This is a genomic window from Anabaena sp. PCC 7938 (assembly GCF_049315035.1).
Lineage (GTDB): Bacteria > Cyanobacteriota > Cyanobacteriia > Cyanobacteriales > Nostocaceae > Anabaena > Anabaena cylindrica.
The window spans coordinates 594488-611658 of record NZ_CP186034.1; the positions used below are offsets into that span (position 1 = coordinate 594488).

Below are 17171 nucleotides of genomic sequence, written 5' to 3' on the forward strand. Positions count from 1 at the left end.
ATTCTGCATAATTTTGACAAGACTTGCCTGTAATGCTCACTATAAGGTTGTATGTAAAAGTGTCATACGGAAATTTTCCGTATAATAAATAATTATGCCGACTGTGGAACCGTGATAAATGTTAAGAGGGTTCTACTTCTTTTTTCCATGAACCATCCGCCATTAAATCCCAGTACTTCGCCCACCTCCTATAGCCCTTCCCTGCATTCATGCGACAGCATCCCTACTTTACTCAAATAGAATAAGAAAGCATCCTATGAAAACATTGACTCGTTTCTCAATGACAACCTCACTTCCTTTATTGACTAGCAAAAAACTAAAGCAAATATCAGCATTGTTCCTGTTTTCTTCATCGGCAATCAGTACTCTGATTTTCCCCTTAGCCGGTCGCGCCCAAGATATTGGCAAGATCGAGCAACCCCTAATTGTTGAACGGAGCAACCTTTGGAGTGCAAGACAAATCTCTGTCTGCTGGGAAACGGGTGGTAACAATGTTGAAAAACAATGGGTGCGAGATGCGATCGCACAAACCTGGGAAAAAGAAAGCAGTGCTAGATTTATTAACTGGGGCGACTGTCAGAATAATAGCAAGGGAATCAGGATTCAACTTGCTGACGTTAGACCTCATACCAAAGGGCTAGGAGATGAATTAGACGGCAAGACAAATGGAATGGTTTTGAACATTACCTATGCCAGTTGGCAATCCTCGTGCCAAGATGGTGGAGCGCAACCGACTGGTTTCAGCAATCCTAATCGAATTCCTTCCAGTACTGAACGTGAATTTTGTACTAAAGTTATTGCATCTCATGAATTTGGACATGCACTAGGCTTTGACCATGAGCATACCCGTGATGATAATCCTGATGCAAAATGCTCAGATGATGCTGGCGGTGGCGGTTCTGGTGATTGGAAAATCACTCCCTATGATTTACGTTCAATTATGAATTACTGTAATCCTGCCTGGAATGGGGATGGTAATCTGAGTGACCGTGATATTGAAGGGTTAGTCCAACTCTATGGGCGTAATCCTAATTCAGTTGCTAATATTCAATCCGATGTATCGGCAATTAGTCCAGTAGAAGGTGCTTCGACAGTATTTACAGTCGGAGAAGAAGGCAATATTTGGAGTGCCTATTACGACCCACGTGTTGCGAATCCTCAATGGACAGGAAGTTTTCGCTTGAGTCCGACGAATGCGACTAAATCTAACTATGTCACCGCAGTAAGCCCTACTAGAGGGGGTTCAACACTATTCACTGTTGGGACGGACGGAGCAGTTTGGAGCGCATATTACGATCCGCGTGTTGCTAATCCTAAATGGACGGGTTGGTTTTCTCTAGGTGGAAAAGTCCGTCCCGGCTCAAAAATTGCTGCTGTCAGTGCCACAGAAGGTGGTGTCTCTTTATTTATTGTGGGGAGTGATAATGCCGTATGGAGCGCATATTATGACCCTCGTGTTGCGAATCCCAAGTGGAATGGCTGGTTTTCTCTAGGTGGCAAAGTCCGTTCAGATGCTGATGTCAAAGCAATTAGCAGTGTAGAAGGTGGAATATCCTTATTTGTGATCGGTTTAGATAGTGCTGTATGGAGCGCATATTATGATCCCCGCGTTGCGAATCCTAAATGGTCTGATTGGTTCTCTTTAGGTGGGCTAGTCCGTCCTAATACTAACGTTAGTCCTGTTAGTACTACACGGGGTGGAATATCCCTATTTACGGTTAGTATAGACAGTGCTGTATGGAGCGCGTATTATGACCCCCGCGTTGCGAATCCTAAATGGTCTGGTTGGTTCTCTTTGGGTGGGCAAGTCCGTCTTAATACCAACGTTAGTCCTGTTAGTAGTATTGAAGGGGGCGTATCATTATTCACGGTAGGAGTAGACAACAGCGTATGGAGTGCTTACTACGATCCACGTATTGCTAACGCCAAATGGTCTAATTGGTTCTCTCTAGGGGGTTCCGTACCCACAACTCGGAATGTTAGCGCCATCAGCGCGACAAAAGGTGGTGTAACTCTTTTTACTAAAGGGAATGACGGGTACATCAGAAGTGCCTACTATGATCCTAGAGTTGCGAATCCTAAATGGACTGACTGGTTTACTGTCGGTCGATAAATCGTGGTCGATTCAATAGACATCTAAACGCAACAATCAGTCATCAAAATTCATATTCTTTCAGTGCGAATGAATAACTGGACTGTAGAACAAATTGCTTTTCGGTGCGATACCTACGGCGTTCGCGAAGCGTCTCGAAGAGAGCGAAGCTATCGCCTTTCTGTACGTCTTGAACGATTAGCACAGAACTTTCTGCAAATGGCATCTCTCAGTTTGGATGGGGTTAATGGGGAAGCTGTGATTAACTGCGATCGCTAATCTTGTAAGTTGGATTGAAGTATAAAACCCAACAGGTTCTCTTTTATCCACCAACCTTACTTCAGTGCGATATCTGCGATGGGCGCAGCTATAAACCCTAGAAATCATTGCGTAACTTGCCCATCCAGTGACTCTGTTGCCTAGTTCCGAATTGGCTGAATGTTCAACTCCTCCTGCCATTGGGTCAGGGGCTTTTCCCAACCCTCTTCCCACTTCTGGGCAAAGAGAGGCTTTGCAGTTTTACCCATTTGAAATCCTTGGGCGATCGCCTCCAACAATTTAGGTAGCATTTCTGGTTCCTGCAAGGTGGTGGATATCAAACTAATCGCAACCAACATAGTTCCCAGTGGATAGGGAAACTGGGGTAAATGGAACGCCTGTAAGCCAATTTCGCTGTTTAAAGAGGTGTCAAATCCGGTCACAATATGCCAGAGATCGTGAGTTTGGCTCAGTCGTAGCTCGACGTATTCGGCATCTGATTTCGCAGTCATTCCAGCATGAAGATTAGGATCGAAGCCCATTTTCTTTATCTGCGCGGCGTAGATGTACCCCAGAGAATTGGAGGGTAAGGTGAGTAAATATTCCAAGTCGTGGGCAGGGGGAATGTAGCGATCGCGGATCAGGGTAGCGCAAGCTATATCTTGGTTTAAGTGTTGAGCTACTAAATCGTAAGCGGTGGTTGCCAACAAACCGTAGGTCAGTTCGCCGACTGTTTCCAGGCTATTGTCTCCAAATAGCATCGATAACGATGACTTAACGATCAGCAGCTTTGACAGGATTGACATCAAGCCTTGAACAATTGGATTTTGCGTCTGTTTTTGCAGATTAGTGTTAACAGAAGCATTAGACGTAGCAGAATTGAGCAGTTGCATAAGGAATCACTCCAAAAAACTCAACCGTTGATAAATTGCAAACCATCAAACACAGTCAGAAACTTCTACCAGAGCAGGTCATTAAGCAACCCATAAACACTGACAAAATCAATCCGGGCGATCGCCAACACGAACCAGCGAGAACACTGATAGCGCACAAAACGGAATCTAAGGTAGCCACATCGCATAAGACACTGAGCGGGCGTGGCACAAGCAGAGACAGCTTTCGGAGTGAGCAGCAGATTTTGGTGCATAACATAGCTCTCTGGGACAAACCGAGTTATTATATGAGTAACACTCACGTTTTTATTATATGAGTAGCCCTCATGTTTTGTCAAACAAAATGTGAGTAAATCTCATGTATTTCTGAAAGTTAGGGAGAGCGTCCATGTCTGAAAGTTCATCACCCGCAGGTGGAATGCGCCGCAAGCCGCGACAAGCCCGCAGTCAGGAGCGCGTCAACCGCATTTTAGATGTGGCGGAAGGACTGTTTGCCAGCCAAGGTTACGCCGCTACGACGACCAACGCGATCGCGGCTCAAGCCCAGGTTCCCATCGGATCGCTTTATCAGTTTTTTCCAGACAAGACCGCAATTTTACAAGCTTTATCTCTTCGCTATGCAGAAATGCTGCATCAAGAGTTGGTCTTTATTGATAAGGCTGAGACGGTCACACTCCCTTTGGCTGATTACGTGAACCAGTTGATTGACACTACTGATCGCTTCTTTACTGACAACCCCAGCTACTATGCCATTTTCATGGAAGTTCAAGGAACGATACGCGAATTGGACGAAATTGATGAGGCAACCGATGCCAAATTGATTCAGGATTTAGCGAGTTCCTTAGCCAACCGCGATGCCAGATTAGAACACGCGGATTATGAAGCGATCGCCTTTGTGCTGGTTAAAGCGATCGGCACTTTACTATGGTTATCGCTTAGTCAAGAGCCACTGTATCGGCAGCGTCTGGTGGCAGAAACGAAACGGCTCTCTTTACACTACCTACAAAGCTATTTCTCATCAGAGCTAATCCCAGCAAACAACCCGGCTGGAGCAGACTAACATCCGAATCGTCAGAAAAGGGACTCTCGACTGTACTAGACAATCTTTGCGAAAAGCGATGGGCAAAGTCCAGCCTCCAGCAAGCGTTCAACAGTTACAAAAACTGGTGGACTTATTCAGTATTTAAACGTAGAAATTATCATAGCTTTTGGCAATTCACCTGTAATAATTGTATATCGAACTTTAGGTACTTAAATTCTCATGTTAAAAGTAAAGTTACAATTTTCAAGGTTTCTCGGATTGTTACTGGTTGTCTGCTTGACCTTCTTTACGGTATATGTAGCGCATTCTCAACAACCCCCTGTAGTTGAATACCAATCCAAAACATTTGCCAGAGAAACCTCCAAGTATAAATTAGCAACCCAGGTACTACTAGAGACAGGAATCGCACAAAGATATGATACCCATTTCGACCACTTGATAGGCACGCTAATTGGTAAGGGCGACGATTTTAAGCTTTATAAAAGGTTTAGGAAGATGTTTGTCCGAGAAATTGGGTGGAGACACTTCAAAGATGCCTATGCAGCAAAACTGGAAGCCGATTTTTCGGAAGATGAATTAAAGGAACTGTTAAATTTATCAAAGCAACCTGTGATGAAAAAGTTGTTGAAGTCTGAAGTTCAAGCATATATGGATACATCTAAACAAAGGTTCAAAATGGGATTTGAATTGTGGGAGAACTATAATAACGGCAAAATAAATTTACCCCCAGACTAGACTTCCAGCCCCATTGAGAAGGGTCATAACAAATCATTGGACTGGACAAATATGATATTTTAGTTTTGAGTTGGGAGCGATACCTGCGGTAAGCTAGGCGTTAGCCTAGCCGATCAATTCAAGCGTTATGCAGATTGAATTCTTGGTAACGGCAACGGCTTAAAAAATTCACATTAACCTCAGCTTGAAATTTCAAAGATGAATTTATCTAAAGACTTGTTCTGCAAAGGTTTGCCAGTTAGTTTTTCTCTTGTCGTCATCATGACTTTCCTTGCCCCGAAAGCAAAAGCTGAATATGCTTGCGGTGGCGCTGGACCGGGAGAAATAGTGGTTGGGAGTACCGAAGCTGGGAATGGTGTCGCATCTGTTCTTCTTTGTGACAGAGACCCGAATTATCAAGAGGAGCCAGAAAATCAAGGGAGGGATAATTCGCCTTCTCGTTATTACGACCCTCAGTTTGCAGCTCTACAGTTTCAAGCCGCTTCTGCCCTACTCAATTTGCAACAGCAAGCTCAATTATTGCAAGATCCAAAGTATCTGAAATATCTATCGGGCAGTTGGAGGCTTTTTCCTACTTCAAGGTTAGAGGGGGTAAAATCAGGTGGCTCTTGTGTTGCATCCTTTTTCAAGGCATCAATGGATCCAGAAGCTAAAGACGCTCCAGTCATGATCAATTTGTTGGGGCCAACTGGCAATGAGAAGTTTGCTTTGCTGACATTTGCAACCGAAAGTATTCCTAAACCTAAAACGATACAAACAATCACGGTTACTTTGATTCAAAACAATGACCCCCCTGCTACTGTCAAGGCATTCAATTACACAATGCCAAATATGCCATTTGGGGTAATTGCTTTTGCTGTACCGACAATTGATGCAGCTTTAGCGGGGATAGAAGATGTCCAGAACTTTGATGTCAAAATAGATGGTAAGTCTGTTGCTAAGACCATGTGGCATAGTGGGCTAAAGGTAAGGGATGAATTACGTAAGTGTTTGAATGGTAAACCTTATTCGGTAACAGAGATTGACATAGTGCCGGAGCGTTTGAAAAAACCATAACTCAGAATTTTAGTCTCACGCAAAGGCGCATTCGCGTAGCGTCCCGCAGGGAAGACGCAAAGGTAAGAGTTTTAAAGGTTCAACTTGGGAATTTTATACCTCAATTCAGCAACGCCCAAAATACTTATGCCCGAATCACAGTAATTCTACGTTGATTTTCCGTCGCCACCACCTCCGTTGATAAACGTTCTTCCATTGGTAGGGCATTTTTCCGCCTATCAAACACAAATAACCAACCAAAATCCAACCCCAAACGCCCTAAATAGGATTCTAATTGTTCAATACCCTCAGTTTGGGGGTCACGCTTTTTTTCCCGCCAGACCTTTAACTCAATACCTAACGTTACATCTTTGTAACGCAGACATAAATCCATTCTGTCACTACCAATTGCATATTCCCTTTCTAAGATTCCACCACCATTAATAACACGATGTAAAAAAGCCATTAATACGATGTGGGGAGCGATTTCATGGTAGCCAGTGCTACCTAACAACGGTTCTCCGTGCTGTCGCCAAAACTTGAGAAATGCTGCAAGTAACGCATCTATATTTAATTCACCTTCCGGAGTTAGCCAAGTTGGTGCAATCATTGGTAAAGAAGCCATTGGTGTCACCGTTAACACTCTGGGTAAAACTTCCCGATAAATGGGATTAGCAATGGTTAATCCACCGTAGGGGTGCATTTTACATAAACCCAAATCAATCACAAATTGAATATCATCGTTGGGTATATCCCCCAATTCCAAACCTGCTAACATCGGCTCGATAATTGCTTTTATTCTTGGTTCTCGTAAGCGTTCAGCTAAACTATCCAGATGAGTATCTTGACGAGCAATTAATATTTCCTTTGCCTGTAAAATATGTTCTTTTGTAATAGCAATATTTCTATCTTTAACCATTTTTTCCACAATTTCTTTAGCCAAAGCATTCACTAACCAAGGTTGTCCTTGGGTTAAATCAAAGGCTGTTTCTGTGGCTTCCGGTGTGAAAATTTGTCCTGTTTCTTCTGTATGTTGTTGATATAATTCTGCCACTTCTTCAGCATTAAAATTTCGCAGAGTAATAGAACTAACCTTAATATTAAAAGGACTAGATGTGTTTAATCTGTCACTACCACCTGATGCTACTTTATAATCTCGCACATCTCGTAAACCGATTAATCCCACGGAGGAAGGAAAATTTTCTGGACGATTAGGAAAACCATCTCGTAATTGACGTAAAATTGAAATTAGAGTTTGGTCTTGTAGGGAATCAATTTCATCTATAAATAATACTAACGGACGCTTGATTGCTCGTGACCAAGCTCTTAAATTTTCGCCAATTCTCTGCCCAGGCGCATTATAAACCCAAGTTGGGGGTTGTAGTTCTGGGGGTAAGTTATCCTCAATTGTATTTTGCCAAGCTCCCAAAATCGCTAATTCTGCCGCACCTGGGTCATGATTAAATGCACTTCCTACTTCTGCTGATACCATTACTGCTGCATAACGTCCTGTGGCGGTAAGTTGCTGTGCTAGGGCTAACATTGCTGTTGTTTTCCCCGTTTGTCGCGGTGCATGAACCACGAAATAACTTTCTTGTTCAATTAGCATTGATAAGTCAGGGAGACGACTTGTGGCTGAGATGGTGTAGTGCTTTTCAGGGTTACAAGGACCGGCAATATTAAACCAGCGAGACATCATGATTTTAGCAGTTAGCGAACACTTTAAGTTTAGACGATTTTGCAGTTGAGGATGGCAGGAAGGGCTAATTGAGGATTGTTGTTTGTTTAAGTATCCGGTATATATACAGAATCATTGTGTCTATAGTTTTTGATATCATGACCAAAGTATCTGTAACGCTTTATTTGTTTGGATAGGTTGGTGTGATAGACAGAAAATTTCCGTCTAAATAAATAGTTAGACTGACTCCCGCATTCAGGTTTAAAGATTCCTACAGAAATTCTCTAATACTGGAACTGAAGCTCCTAGAATTTTGTCCAAACCTAACAGCAATACAGCTCCTCCCATTGCCATTATTGTATAGTTCAATCTCTTTCCTTTCTTACTTCGCAATTCGTTGAGTTCTAGAAGTGTTTCCTTCTCCAAATACCGAATTAGAGCGGTCATATAGTTTTCCTCTTCTGCTTTATTCCATTCATCTGTAAGTAGTTGCTCTGGTAACACGATTTTCCCAGCTTTAGTAGGTAGCAATCCCCACAAGCTTGTTACGATAGAAATAGATATAAGAATATATGCGATTAGTTGGAGTAGATAACAGGTAATACAAGGATATTTATCCGTATGGCATTTGATATAAGTAGAATAAGCAGGCAAATCCTTTCCGAAATTAATGAGGATACCGCTAAGAGTCAGAATCACTGTGAGCTTTGTATTAAGCTTATCAATACTTTCACTGGCTGCTTTAATTGAATTTAAAGTATATTCGTAAGTAAGTTTGATGTTAGTCATTACTGGAGCTTCTTAAATGTCAGATAAGTCAAAGAATGAGAACCAGCAGCAGTCTCCGCCACCACCACCGCCACCGTCCAATTTACCATCAGTCGATCCGGCCAAGACTATAAGTTATAGGGAGGACGGTCAAGATAAGGAGAGCTAAACCGAGTAATCTTTGAGATGCTTTATATCCTAAAGTATTTGGCAAGGCTGCTTACTTCCTTAAGTCTAACAATCCGGCTGCAAGTAACTATTACGACACCAGCAAGATGTCACAATAGTTACTTGCAGCCACTCAGATAGAACGTTAAACACCTTTAAAAAAGCGATTCCTAAGCAGCGCTTCGCAATCGCACAATTTCCAAACAAATAAATACTTCTATACTCAAACAAGTATGTAGGGTTTGCTGAATAAACCAAAAACCTAGATATATCAACAGTTTCAGGCTGAAAAAAGTAGGAGAAGGTGCAAGAAATAAGCGATGAAATCATCAAAAACCGTTCATTTACCCAGATTTGAGAATATTCTGATCTCCTTCTAATTCTTCCTCCTGACTCCTGACTCCTGACTTCTGACTCCTAGCCCTAACCAGAAGACTTTTTCAGCAAGCCCTATGTAATTATTTAACCGCAGATATTACCATTTGCGTATTTATATTGATAAAATCCTGGCTTATACTTCAATATAAACAAAATGTCGTGTTACTAAAATTATATGGAAAATCAGAAAATTATAGCACTACAAAATATATTCAGTTCTAGACTGGATACGTTGAGTCATCTGTTAGAGGTAGCAGAGAGTCATTTCGCCGATGATGTAGAATCTTTATTACAGCGTCGCATTGCACCCGATATGTTTCCTTTCAGCACACAAATTGTATTTGTTTGCAATCAGCCCCGTAACTTTGCATTGTGGTGCTTAGGACAGCCGGCAAACAACTTGAACCCCAATGTCACATCTTTAGTTGAAGCGCGTGGTCATATTTCATCGACTAAGGAATTGTTGGCAAGTATCAATGTTGCTGATTCTAAGTTGTCAGAACTCAATCGCCTCGATCTTGGACAAGGGCTATACGCAGAATTATCTGGACTTTCCTATGTAGATGATTTTCTCATACCCAACTTTTATTTTCATATAACAACGGCGTACAATATCCTGCGTATGGCAGGAGTACCAATAGGTAAACGCGATTTCATGATGCATTTAGTACCTTTTGTGAAGCATCAAGGTAATGCATAACAGCTAATAACCCTTCAATTTAAATCATGACCTGTTGGTGGGGATAGATCCATTACTTCGGTAAACCGGGAATATTTCACCTCACTAGTTGGGGGAAACTGTGCGGAAACAGCCATTAAACCAACTTTGATATCCTCAAAGAAAATCACACCACCAATTCGTCTGCTTGCTTGGAAGGGGCCATGAAAAAATTGCTGTCGGGGAATATGGATGAGGAGAGAATCGGTAATTTTAACGTTTTCACCAAATAGTTGTTGACAGGTTTTTTTGACAACTGCATCTATATATTGATTCTGGACACGTTGACCCAAGTCGATAAATTTAGGATTATCTGCAAAATGATCCATATAATATAACCAGATGTTAGACAAATCTTTTTCTTCAGTGAGGATTTGTTTGAGTTCCTGCCATCGTTTGAAATTCATAATGGGGAAGAGGATTAAAAGAGGATAGGTAGATTGGATTATTCTTTGCTTACTAAAAATTTATCATAGTTATGCGATAGCGAAGCGCTCCGTAGGAATCGCTAATAACTCAAGTTGCTAGTTATCTAGTTGAGGCTGGTAATGGGTCATTGGTGAGTAATTTTCTGTTTTAATCCTGTAAATCCTTTAATCCTGGACATCCTGATTCTGACATTTTCCCTAATTAGCAACTTACGTTAATCTGGGGTTAGGGAAAAATTAGGTAACGCCTGAGAAAACCAAATCATAGAAAAATAAATGACTTTACTGCTTGCTATCTCCGCTTCTGATGTAGCTAACGGTGAGTTTATCGTCTATTTTAAGGAAAATCCAGGGAATAATTGCCCCTGTCTTGGGAAATCCTGACTATATAAGCAATTCCTTAATTTATTTCCATATAACTGCTGTGCGGCCATTGTCCACCTAATAAAGCGTAAATTTCGACAGGTTTACCAGAAATTGTAATCCCAATTTCATAAGATTTACCTGTGAAGGCAGCAAAGCGCCGACAAGCTTCATCATAAAAGTGACTACGGCGATAATTTTTATTAGTTAAATCAATTGCAAACAATCCGTAAAAATAGCGAGGAATGCTTTGGATTGTTTCGACAATTTGACCTAAGTTTCTCGCCAATATTGCATTACGAGGAACTTCTGTTCCCCAAGCTGTATCTAATGCCCAAGATGCAGAACTGAGGTGAGAACCGCCACAAATTCCACAAATCCGAGGTGTAACAATTAATCCAGCTTGGGGATCTTTTCCGCGTAAAATTATTTCAAAGCCGCGAAAAAGTTCAGCGTGAGTCCAAGCATTTGTAACATATCCATTATCAATTTCGACACGGACATCTAAATCTCCCTCGACTCTACCGACGGGGGAAATATCTAAGGTTTGAATTGGCATAATGATAGGGAATAGGAGTTCAGAAGTTCAGGAGTTCAAGAGGAAGAAGAACAGGAGAATTTTACTTTTCTAATCTCCAGTCCTATTATCTAAACTGTAAAAAAGTCTTCGTCTGCCCATTTTGGTGCTGCGTTTTTTGCAACAACTGTGAGGACTGCATAATCTTTGTGGTTGACTCCGGGGGGTATTTCTTTGGGAACTCCCATGACGGTTTGAGTTTTAAAGACTGTTCCGGGTTTGAGGTCGAAAAAGGGAAATTCGGGTTCTGTGCAACCTAAACAGGGCATTCCAGCGCGGGTTTTGGAGGAGACGCGGTTCCAGAGAATGCGGTTACAGGAGGAGTGAGTCATGGGGCCACGACAACCTAAGTCGTAGAATAAACAGCCTTTACGTTGTCCAAATTCGGCGGTTGTGGCTTTGTAAGCAAAGTGAATGTTGCGGGTACAACCTGTTTGGGTAAAGGTGTTGAAGAAGGTTTGGGGACGGTGAAGTTCATCGAGAACTATATCAGAAATGCGACCTGTGGCGATCGCTACTAATATCTGCGTTATCCAATCAGGGTGTGCTGGACAACCAGGAATATTAATTACAGGTAAACCGGCTTGACTGACGAAATCTTTACCTAAAAAACCGCCTTCTTCTCGTTTGAGAAATTGCAGTCCTTTTGAGTCGCTGGGGTTGGGTGACATGGCAGGAATTCCGCCCCAAGTTGCACAGTCTCCCACGGCAACAATAAATTTAGCAGTTTTGGCTAAATCTGTTAACCAATCTTTCATGGGACGGTCTGCAAATCTATTCCATTCACCTGTACCATTAGGTGCATTAACTACACTACCTTCAAATACCAAAATATCGAGAGGAGTTTTACCTAAAACACATTCCCAAAGCAGGGTTTGTAAGTTTGTGCCTAGTTCCACTCCCAAAGAAGGATGCCAAAGAATATTAATCCCAAAGTCAGCAATTAAATCACAAACTGTTGGTTCTTCAGCATTGAGAAATGACATGGTGTTTCCTGAACAAGCACCACCTTGTAGCCAGAGTACGTTAGTCATCGGCGATGTATTTTTCTATTGTTTACCATGCACAATTCAAGAAATTGAAGAAGTTCCATTTGCACAGTTTTTTCTCTCTCTTCATGAACTTCTTCTCTTACTATTTCTTATTGAAACTTCACCAAACCCTCTTACTTACTTCTTCATTTCTTCGCGTCCTTCGCGTCTTCGCGGTTCATTTTTCATTCCGTATTTAGCGCCTTCATAGCTACATCAAGCAAGTTATCATACAAAATTGATATAACCTACTTATCAATATTGATAACTTTCATTTTAGAGATTTTTAAATTAAATTCAATATGCTTAAATAAAAATTTATTTTCTGGTAAGATGAAATAATTGTTATTTTTCAATTCATTGGATATAAAGAACAGATTTTTATAAAGTCTTATGCAATATATTAAATACTTTATAGAGAGAATAGTTGTTGTTTGATGATATAATCAAGGAAAATATATATAATTAAGTCTATAAAATATCCAATTCATCCCTAATTGGTAAACTAGTGATACCAAAAACAGTTAGGAAAACTTTAAATTAATTAAAACTCATCTTAATCTTGGTAATTTCCCTCTAGAATTTTATCAATAAAGTACTTTATAGTGATGAAGATTGAATTGGGTAAATAAGGAAGCATACATTGATATTTTTGGGTAAAAATACTCGTTAATTGAAATTTTAGCTTCTCTGTTTTTCACCTTTCTAATTGGTGAAAATGGTCTGAAATTGGGGAATCTGTTGACTCAAAACCTGCGTAAATCGGCTTAGTTTCTAGCCCCGCATCTATGTGTGTGGGCGTTGATAATTCAATTCCCCAACTGGCTAAAGTACGCCGATTATGAACCCTAGTATTACAGATTCAGCCGTCAAAGCGGCTATTATAGCCATTGCTTCGGAATCAGCTACAGAAGAAGAAAAAATTCAAATGCTGATTTCAATGGCGCAAGGCTTTCAAAAAAAGCCGAAAATTGCCCAAGACTTGCGAAATGCAGTGGGTTTATTTTATCGCGCCTATGATATGTGTGGTAACAATTATCCGCTGCTTAAAGCCCGCGCCCAAGTGGGAATGTCGGGGACTTTACAGATGATTCCTGATACGGGAACGGAACTGCTACAGCAAGCGAAAATAGGCTATGAGGAAGCTTTACCGATTTTACAACAGTTAGCTGCGCCGGTGGAAGTGGCAGAAGTGCAGATGAATTTGGGGTTAGTTTTACAGTCGCTAGTTCCCTATAATTTAGCACGGATAACCGACAGCATCCAAGCTTATCATGAGGCTTTGCGGGTGTTTACGTGGCAAGAATACCCACAAGAATACGCTATTTTATATAACAATATAGCGATCGCATATCTTTCTATGCCAATGGCATCAGAACGGGAATATCTGCGTCAAGGTCTTGCTGTCCAGTCCTTTGAAGTCGCCCTCAAGCATATTAACCTCATTGACCACCCCAGAGAATATGCAATGTTGCAAAACAACTTAGGTAATGCTTTGCAATATTTAGTGAGTTCTCATCCTGTAGAAAACAACTTACGGGCTATTTTAGCTTATAACGAAGCTTTAAAAGTGCGTAATTCTCACGATACACCCGTAGAATATGCTAACACAATTTCTAACAAAGCTAACGCTCTCTTCAACTTACCCGACAACCCCGAAAAGCCAGAATTAGGTAATCAGCAAAACCTCTTACAAGCCCAAAGCTATTATCAACAAGCTTGGCAAATATTTACAGAACATCAACAGCTAGAACAAGCAGAAATAATTGCTACAACCCTACAAGAAATAGCATCAGAAATACAAGCCACACTTGTACAGTAAAAGGATAGCAAACATGACAGACATGATCAACAATTTACCCCTCAGAGAATTTTTACATAGTTTAAATACAGATATCAATCTGACTACCGCATTCGCTTGGTTAATCATTGCTGTATTCATCTCAATGATTGGTGGTGCTATTAGCGGCATGATTTTAGCTGGTAAAGATTTAGGATATAAATTTGCTGCCACTATTGGCAGTTTATTTGCACCTGCTGGCGTGATTCCCGTACTCATTTTAGGATTATTAGTACTGCACTTTTTAGCTAATTATTAGGAGGATTTATGTTAGAACTTAGCTGGTTTTCCATTAAATTATTTTTCAAAGGTAAACTATTACGTGACCCCATAAATTTTCTAGGTCAAATCATCATTGCTAGTACCATAGGTACACTCATATTAGTCTTATTAGCACAGGCAGAAATTCCTCTATGTATACCTATAACTGTGTCTAGCTTAATAACAGGTATAATTACCCCCTTTCTTCTCAAAGACTTCAAAATGAAATAAGTCTTTCCTGTGGGAAATTCAAAGTTTTAATTTTAAAACTATCAATTCCTACAGATTTATTTATCTATGGGATTGAATAATATAAGCATTATATAGAAAATTTATGGCTCTTCATTACTTGTTATGCCAAATATGAGTTTATTTTCCCCAAAACCCTTATAAATAAAGGGCTTTACTATTTTTGATGGCAATTTATGTTGAATCAACCGATGGATTAACCTATAATCCTTATATGGCAAGGATTTTTAAATTTTATGGGTTAATTTAGCATAGTAAGTACCAAAGAACCAAATTTATTTTAACGTCAGTTCGATGAACCTCATACCAACACCTGTCTGACACGGAGAGAGGTAGAAATGCACTTATTTCCCACGGAATTAGGGTTTCAAAGCCTCTCCTCGTGAACGGGGAGAGGTTTGGAGAGGGGTTTTTAATTTATCGAACTCACGTTATTTTATTGTTAAAACAGTGATAGAGAATCCTTAATTCCGTGAAATCATTAAATCCGTTAAATCAGTGATAAAAAATAACCAATGAATCAACTTGAAGAACTAGTAGAAGACATTAACCGCTTTGAGGCTATTATTGCCGAATGGGACGAAAGCCAAAGATGTGTAGCAGTAGGACTTAAAAGATCAATTGAAGCCTTACATAAAGCAGCTTTAACAAATTTAATCAAAAGCCTAAAACAAAATAATATGTCAGGCTTACGCGATGCCGTATCCGATGAAATTGTGTATGCAGTTTTGCTGTATCATGAACTAGTAAAACCTCCACTTGCAGAACGAATTCAAACAGCCCTTGCAGAAGTGCGTCCAGGCTTACAAAGCCATAATGGAGATATCGAATTAGTAGCCATTAAACCACCAGATACAGTTGAAGTTAAATTAATTGGTAGTTGTAGTAGTTGCCCATCTTCAACCTTAACCTTAACCCAAGGAGTGGAAGAAGCAATTAAAAAACATTGTCCAGAAATTACCAAAGTAATTGCCGTTAATAGTAGTCCTAATGTAACTGAAACCAATTTCAATAGTCCGTTCCCCTTACCTACAGATTTTTATTGGGTGAGAGTTGCAACTGTAGACCAAATTAATAAATCTAGTGTTTTATCAGTTCGTATTGCTAATCAAGACTTAATCCTAAATCGTCAAGGTGAAAATATTACTTGTTATCGTAACTCTTGTAGTCACTTAGGTTATCCTTTAGATAAAGGAAAGGTAGAGAAAGGGATTATCACCTGTTCAGCACATGAATTTCAATATGATTTAAAAACAGGAAAATGTTTAACTACACCTGATATATCTCTCCATTCATATCCAGTAAAAATTAAAGGTGATAAAGTTTATATCAAAGTACCAAACTCTAACCAAAAATAAATTTTTATTTCTGTATTAAATAACAATACAGTTCAGGTAAGAGAAAAATTGCAGGTTGGGTTAAGCGACAGCGCAACCCAACAATGTCTTGATACTAAACCGTATTGCGTTAAATAATCCTATCTTTTTTAAAATGATTATTAATAATTTCAAATCCCCAATTTTACTCCAAGGTGCAGAAGTAATACTAGGAAATATCACCACACCAGAACAATTAGTAATTCCTCTTGCACCTACACCAACAACAATGTTTGGCCCCCGTGCAGCTTGTTTATTATCACCAACTGGTCCGTTATGGGTATCAGATACAGGACATCATCGTTTATTAGGTTGGCGAAATTTACCCACACAAGATCATCAACCTGCTGACTGGGTAATAGGACAACCTGATTTTTATCATGAAGGACAAAACGCCAAAAATACACCAGGAAAAGCAACTTTTAGCGTTCCGACAATAATTTGTAAATGTGGTAATGGTTTAGCAGTTGCAGATGCTTGGAACCATCGCATTTTAATTTGGTATGATGTCCCAGAAGATAGCAATGTTCCCGCAGATTTAGTATTAGGACAAGCTAACTTTACTGATAACGAACCAAACCGAGGAAGTCAACAAACTGCGGCTAATACCCTGCATTGGCCTTATGGGGTTTTCTATCACCAAGGTCAGCTATTTGTAGCCGATACCGGAAATCGACGTTTATTAATTTGGAATAATTTACCCACAGAAAATGGTCAACCTGCGGATATAGTTTTGGGACAACCAGACATGATATCTCGCAATGAAAATGGAGGTGCTTCTCCCACTGCTTCTAGTATGCGTTGGTGTCATGATATCACCCTTTGGGGAGATAATTTAGTTGTCACTGATGCAGGTAATAACCGAGTGATGATTTGGGAAGGAATACCAACAGAAAATAATGCCTCTTGTGCGGTGGTTTTAGGACAAAAAAACTTCAATTTTGTGGAATTGAATCAAGGGGTATATTTCCCTAGTGGTAGTAGTTTAAGTATGCCTTATGGGGTAGATGTAGCAGGAGATTGGTTAATAGTTGCAGATACGGCTAATTCTCGTTTGCTAGGATGGAAGAAAAGAGAATCTATTCTATTATTACAGGGTGCAGATGCTGATAGTGTGGTGGGACAAGATAAGTTTACAAGTAAAAGCGAAAATCGTAATTTTGGACTTCCCACAAGACAAAGTTTAAATTGGTGTTATGGAATTAAAGTTTGTGGTGAGATTGCGGTAATTTCTGATTCTGGAAATAATCGCGTTTTGATTTGGAGGTTTTGATTATCTCA

General features: G+C 40.2%; 16 protein-coding genes and 1 pseudogene. 11 read left to right on the forward strand and 6 right to left on the reverse strand.

Annotated elements, in window-relative coordinates; translation table 11 throughout:
* Positions 1 to 256: 256 nt before the first annotated feature.
* Both ACOWPH_RS02950 and ACOWPH_RS02955 read left to right on the forward strand, forming a co-directional pair.
* Complete coding sequence (locus ACOWPH_RS02950) at positions 257 to 2113, forward strand: hypothetical protein (RefSeq protein ID WP_150110998.1); 1857 nt, start codon at positions 257 to 259, stop codon at positions 2111 to 2113.
* 69 nt (positions 2114 to 2182) lie between these two features.
* Entirely contained in the window at positions 2183 to 2371 is a 189-nt protein-coding gene (locus tag ACOWPH_RS02955) for a hypothetical protein (protein WP_015213922.1), read from the forward strand.
* A gap of 140 nt (positions 2372 to 2511) precedes the next feature.
* Here the strand turns inward: ACOWPH_RS02955 and ACOWPH_RS02960 are convergent, their stop codons facing one another.
* The gene (locus tag ACOWPH_RS02960) at positions 2512 to 3243 is read right to left on the reverse strand and encodes a Coq4 family protein (protein ID WP_015213923.1); all 732 of its coding nucleotides are present in this window, start codon (positions 3241 to 3243) and stop codon (positions 2512 to 2514) included.
* Positions 3244 to 3631: 388 nt separating this feature from the next.
* Here ACOWPH_RS02960 and ACOWPH_RS02965 point away from each other — a divergent pair, with 388 nt between their 5' ends.
* The 3 genes from ACOWPH_RS02965 (at position 3632) to ACOWPH_RS02975 (ending at position 6076) form a co-directional block, all read left to right on the forward strand.
* Positions 3632 to 4303, forward strand: a complete 672-nt coding sequence (locus ACOWPH_RS02965; protein WP_015213924.1) for a TetR/AcrR family transcriptional regulator — start codon at positions 3632 to 3634, stop codon at positions 4301 to 4303.
* Between the two features lie 201 nt (positions 4304 to 4504).
* Positions 4505 to 5020: a DUF2059 domain-containing protein gene (locus ACOWPH_RS02970; protein WP_015213925.1), complete on the forward strand. Its 516-nt coding sequence runs from the start codon at positions 4505 to 4507 to the stop codon at positions 5018 to 5020.
* Between the two features lie 198 nt (positions 5021 to 5218).
* Entirely contained in the window at positions 5219 to 6076 is an 858-nt protein-coding gene (locus ACOWPH_RS02975) for a hypothetical protein (protein ID WP_015213926.1), read from the forward strand.
* A gap of 124 nt (positions 6077 to 6200) precedes the next feature.
* Here the strand turns inward: ACOWPH_RS02975 and ACOWPH_RS02980 are convergent, their stop codons facing one another.
* Positions 6201 to 7751 (reverse strand): ATP-binding protein, encoded by a 1551-nt coding sequence (locus ACOWPH_RS02980; protein WP_015213927.1) that lies wholly within the window; start codon positions 7749 to 7751, stop codon positions 6201 to 6203.
* A gap of 243 nt (positions 7752 to 7994) precedes the next feature.
* Positions 7995 to 8522 carry a hypothetical protein gene (locus ACOWPH_RS02985; RefSeq protein ID WP_015213928.1) on the reverse strand — a complete coding sequence of 176 codons (528 nt, stop codon included), beginning with the start codon at positions 8520 to 8522 and terminating at the stop codon, positions 7995 to 7997.
* Positions 8523 to 9222: 700 nt separating this feature from the next.
* Here ACOWPH_RS02985 and ACOWPH_RS02990 point away from each other — a divergent pair.
* Positions 9223 to 9747 (forward strand): DUF1993 domain-containing protein, encoded by a 525-nt coding sequence (locus ACOWPH_RS02990; RefSeq protein WP_015213929.1) that lies wholly within the window; start codon positions 9223 to 9225, stop codon positions 9745 to 9747.
* Between the two features lie 14 nt (positions 9748 to 9761).
* On the opposite strand, the gene ACOWPH_RS02995 is transcribed toward ACOWPH_RS02990, so the two are convergent.
* The 3 genes and pseudogenes from ACOWPH_RS02995 to ACOWPH_RS03005 form a co-directional block, all read right to left on the reverse strand.
* Positions 9762 to 10172 (reverse strand): hypothetical protein, encoded by a 411-nt coding sequence (locus tag ACOWPH_RS02995; RefSeq protein WP_015213930.1) that lies wholly within the window; start codon positions 10170 to 10172, stop codon positions 9762 to 9764.
* 433 nt (positions 10173 to 10605) lie between these two features.
* A pseudogene (locus tag ACOWPH_RS03000) lies at positions 10606 to 11115 on the reverse strand (nickel-dependent hydrogenase large subunit); the annotation flags it as partial.
* Positions 11116 to 11204: 89 nt separating this feature from the next.
* A complete protein-coding gene (locus ACOWPH_RS03005) occupies positions 11205 to 12167 on the reverse strand; it encodes a hydrogenase small subunit (protein WP_015213932.1) in 963 nt (320 codons plus the stop codon).
* 838 nt (positions 12168 to 13005) lie between these two features.
* Here ACOWPH_RS03005 and ACOWPH_RS03010 point away from each other — a divergent pair.
* The 5 genes from ACOWPH_RS03010 to ACOWPH_RS03030 all read left to right on the forward strand — a co-directional run bounded on the left by ACOWPH_RS03010 (position 13006) and on the right by ACOWPH_RS03030 (position 17163).
* Positions 13006 to 13986 carry a hypothetical protein gene (locus ACOWPH_RS03010; protein ID WP_015213933.1) on the forward strand — a complete coding sequence of 327 codons (981 nt, stop codon included), beginning with the start codon at positions 13006 to 13008 and terminating at the stop codon, positions 13984 to 13986.
* A 13-nt stretch (positions 13987 to 13999) separates the two neighbouring features.
* The gene (locus tag ACOWPH_RS03015; RefSeq protein ID WP_015213934.1) at positions 14000 to 14263 is read left to right on the forward strand and encodes a hypothetical protein; all 264 of its coding nucleotides are present in this window, start codon (positions 14000 to 14002) and stop codon (positions 14261 to 14263) included.
* A gap of 8 nt (positions 14264 to 14271) precedes the next feature.
* On the forward strand, positions 14272 to 14496 hold the full coding sequence (locus tag ACOWPH_RS03020; RefSeq protein ID WP_015213935.1) for a hypothetical protein: 225 nt from the start codon (positions 14272 to 14274) through the stop codon (positions 14494 to 14496).
* 533 nt (positions 14497 to 15029) lie between these two features.
* Positions 15030 to 15872, forward strand: a complete 843-nt coding sequence (locus ACOWPH_RS03025) for a NifU family protein (protein WP_015213936.1) — start codon at positions 15030 to 15032, stop codon at positions 15870 to 15872.
* Positions 15873 to 16005: 133 nt separating this feature from the next.
* Entirely contained in the window at positions 16006 to 17163 is a 1158-nt protein-coding gene (locus ACOWPH_RS03030) for an NHL repeat containing protein (RefSeq protein WP_015213937.1), read from the forward strand.
* The last annotated feature ends 8 nt before the right edge of the window (positions 17164 to 17171 follow it).

Bases quoted from the DNA above. Each gene is read 5' to 3' on its own strand.
- ACOWPH_RS02965 (WP_015213924.1), top strand. From the start codon at position 3,632: ATGTCTGAAAGTTCATCACCCGCAGGTGGAATGCGCCGCAAGCCGCGA.
- ACOWPH_RS02950 (WP_150110998.1), top strand. From the start codon at position 257: ATGAAAACATTGACTCGTTTCTCAATGACAACCTCACTTCCTTTATTG.
- ACOWPH_RS03010 (WP_015213933.1), top strand. From the start codon at position 13,006: ATGAACCCTAGTATTACAGATTCAGCCGTCAAAGCGGCTATTATAGCC.
- ACOWPH_RS03030 (WP_015213937.1), top strand. From the start codon at position 16,006: ATGATTATTAATAATTTCAAATCCCCAATTTTACTCCAAGGTGCAGAA.
- ACOWPH_RS02990 (WP_015213929.1), top strand. From the start codon at position 9,223: ATGGAAAATCAGAAAATTATAGCACTACAAAATATATTCAGTTCTAGA.
- ACOWPH_RS02960 (WP_015213923.1), bottom strand. From the start codon at position 3,243: ATGCAACTGCTCAATTCTGCTACGTCTAATGCTTCTGTTAACACTAAT.
- ACOWPH_RS03025 (WP_015213936.1), top strand. From the start codon at position 15,030: ATGAATCAACTTGAAGAACTAGTAGAAGACATTAACCGCTTTGAGGCT.
- ACOWPH_RS02975 (WP_015213926.1), top strand. From the start codon at position 5,219: ATGAATTTATCTAAAGACTTGTTCTGCAAAGGTTTGCCAGTTAGTTTT.
- ACOWPH_RS02970 (WP_015213925.1), top strand. From the start codon at position 4,505: ATGTTAAAAGTAAAGTTACAATTTTCAAGGTTTCTCGGATTGTTACTG.
- ACOWPH_RS02955 (WP_015213922.1), top strand. From the start codon at position 2,183: ATGAATAACTGGACTGTAGAACAAATTGCTTTTCGGTGCGATACCTAC.
- ACOWPH_RS02985 (WP_015213928.1), bottom strand. From the start codon at position 8,522: ATGACTAACATCAAACTTACTTACGAATATACTTTAAATTCAATTAAA.
- ACOWPH_RS03005 (WP_015213932.1), bottom strand. From the start codon at position 12,167: ATGACTAACGTACTCTGGCTACAAGGTGGTGCTTGTTCAGGAAACACC.
- ACOWPH_RS03015 (WP_015213934.1), top strand. From the start codon at position 14,000: ATGACAGACATGATCAACAATTTACCCCTCAGAGAATTTTTACATAGT.
- ACOWPH_RS03020 (WP_015213935.1), top strand. From the start codon at position 14,272: ATGTTAGAACTTAGCTGGTTTTCCATTAAATTATTTTTCAAAGGTAAA.
- ACOWPH_RS02995 (WP_015213930.1), bottom strand. From the start codon at position 10,172: ATGAATTTCAAACGATGGCAGGAACTCAAACAAATCCTCACTGAAGAA.
- ACOWPH_RS02980 (WP_015213927.1), bottom strand. From the start codon at position 7,751: ATGTCTCGCTGGTTTAATATTGCCGGTCCTTGTAACCCTGAAAAGCAC.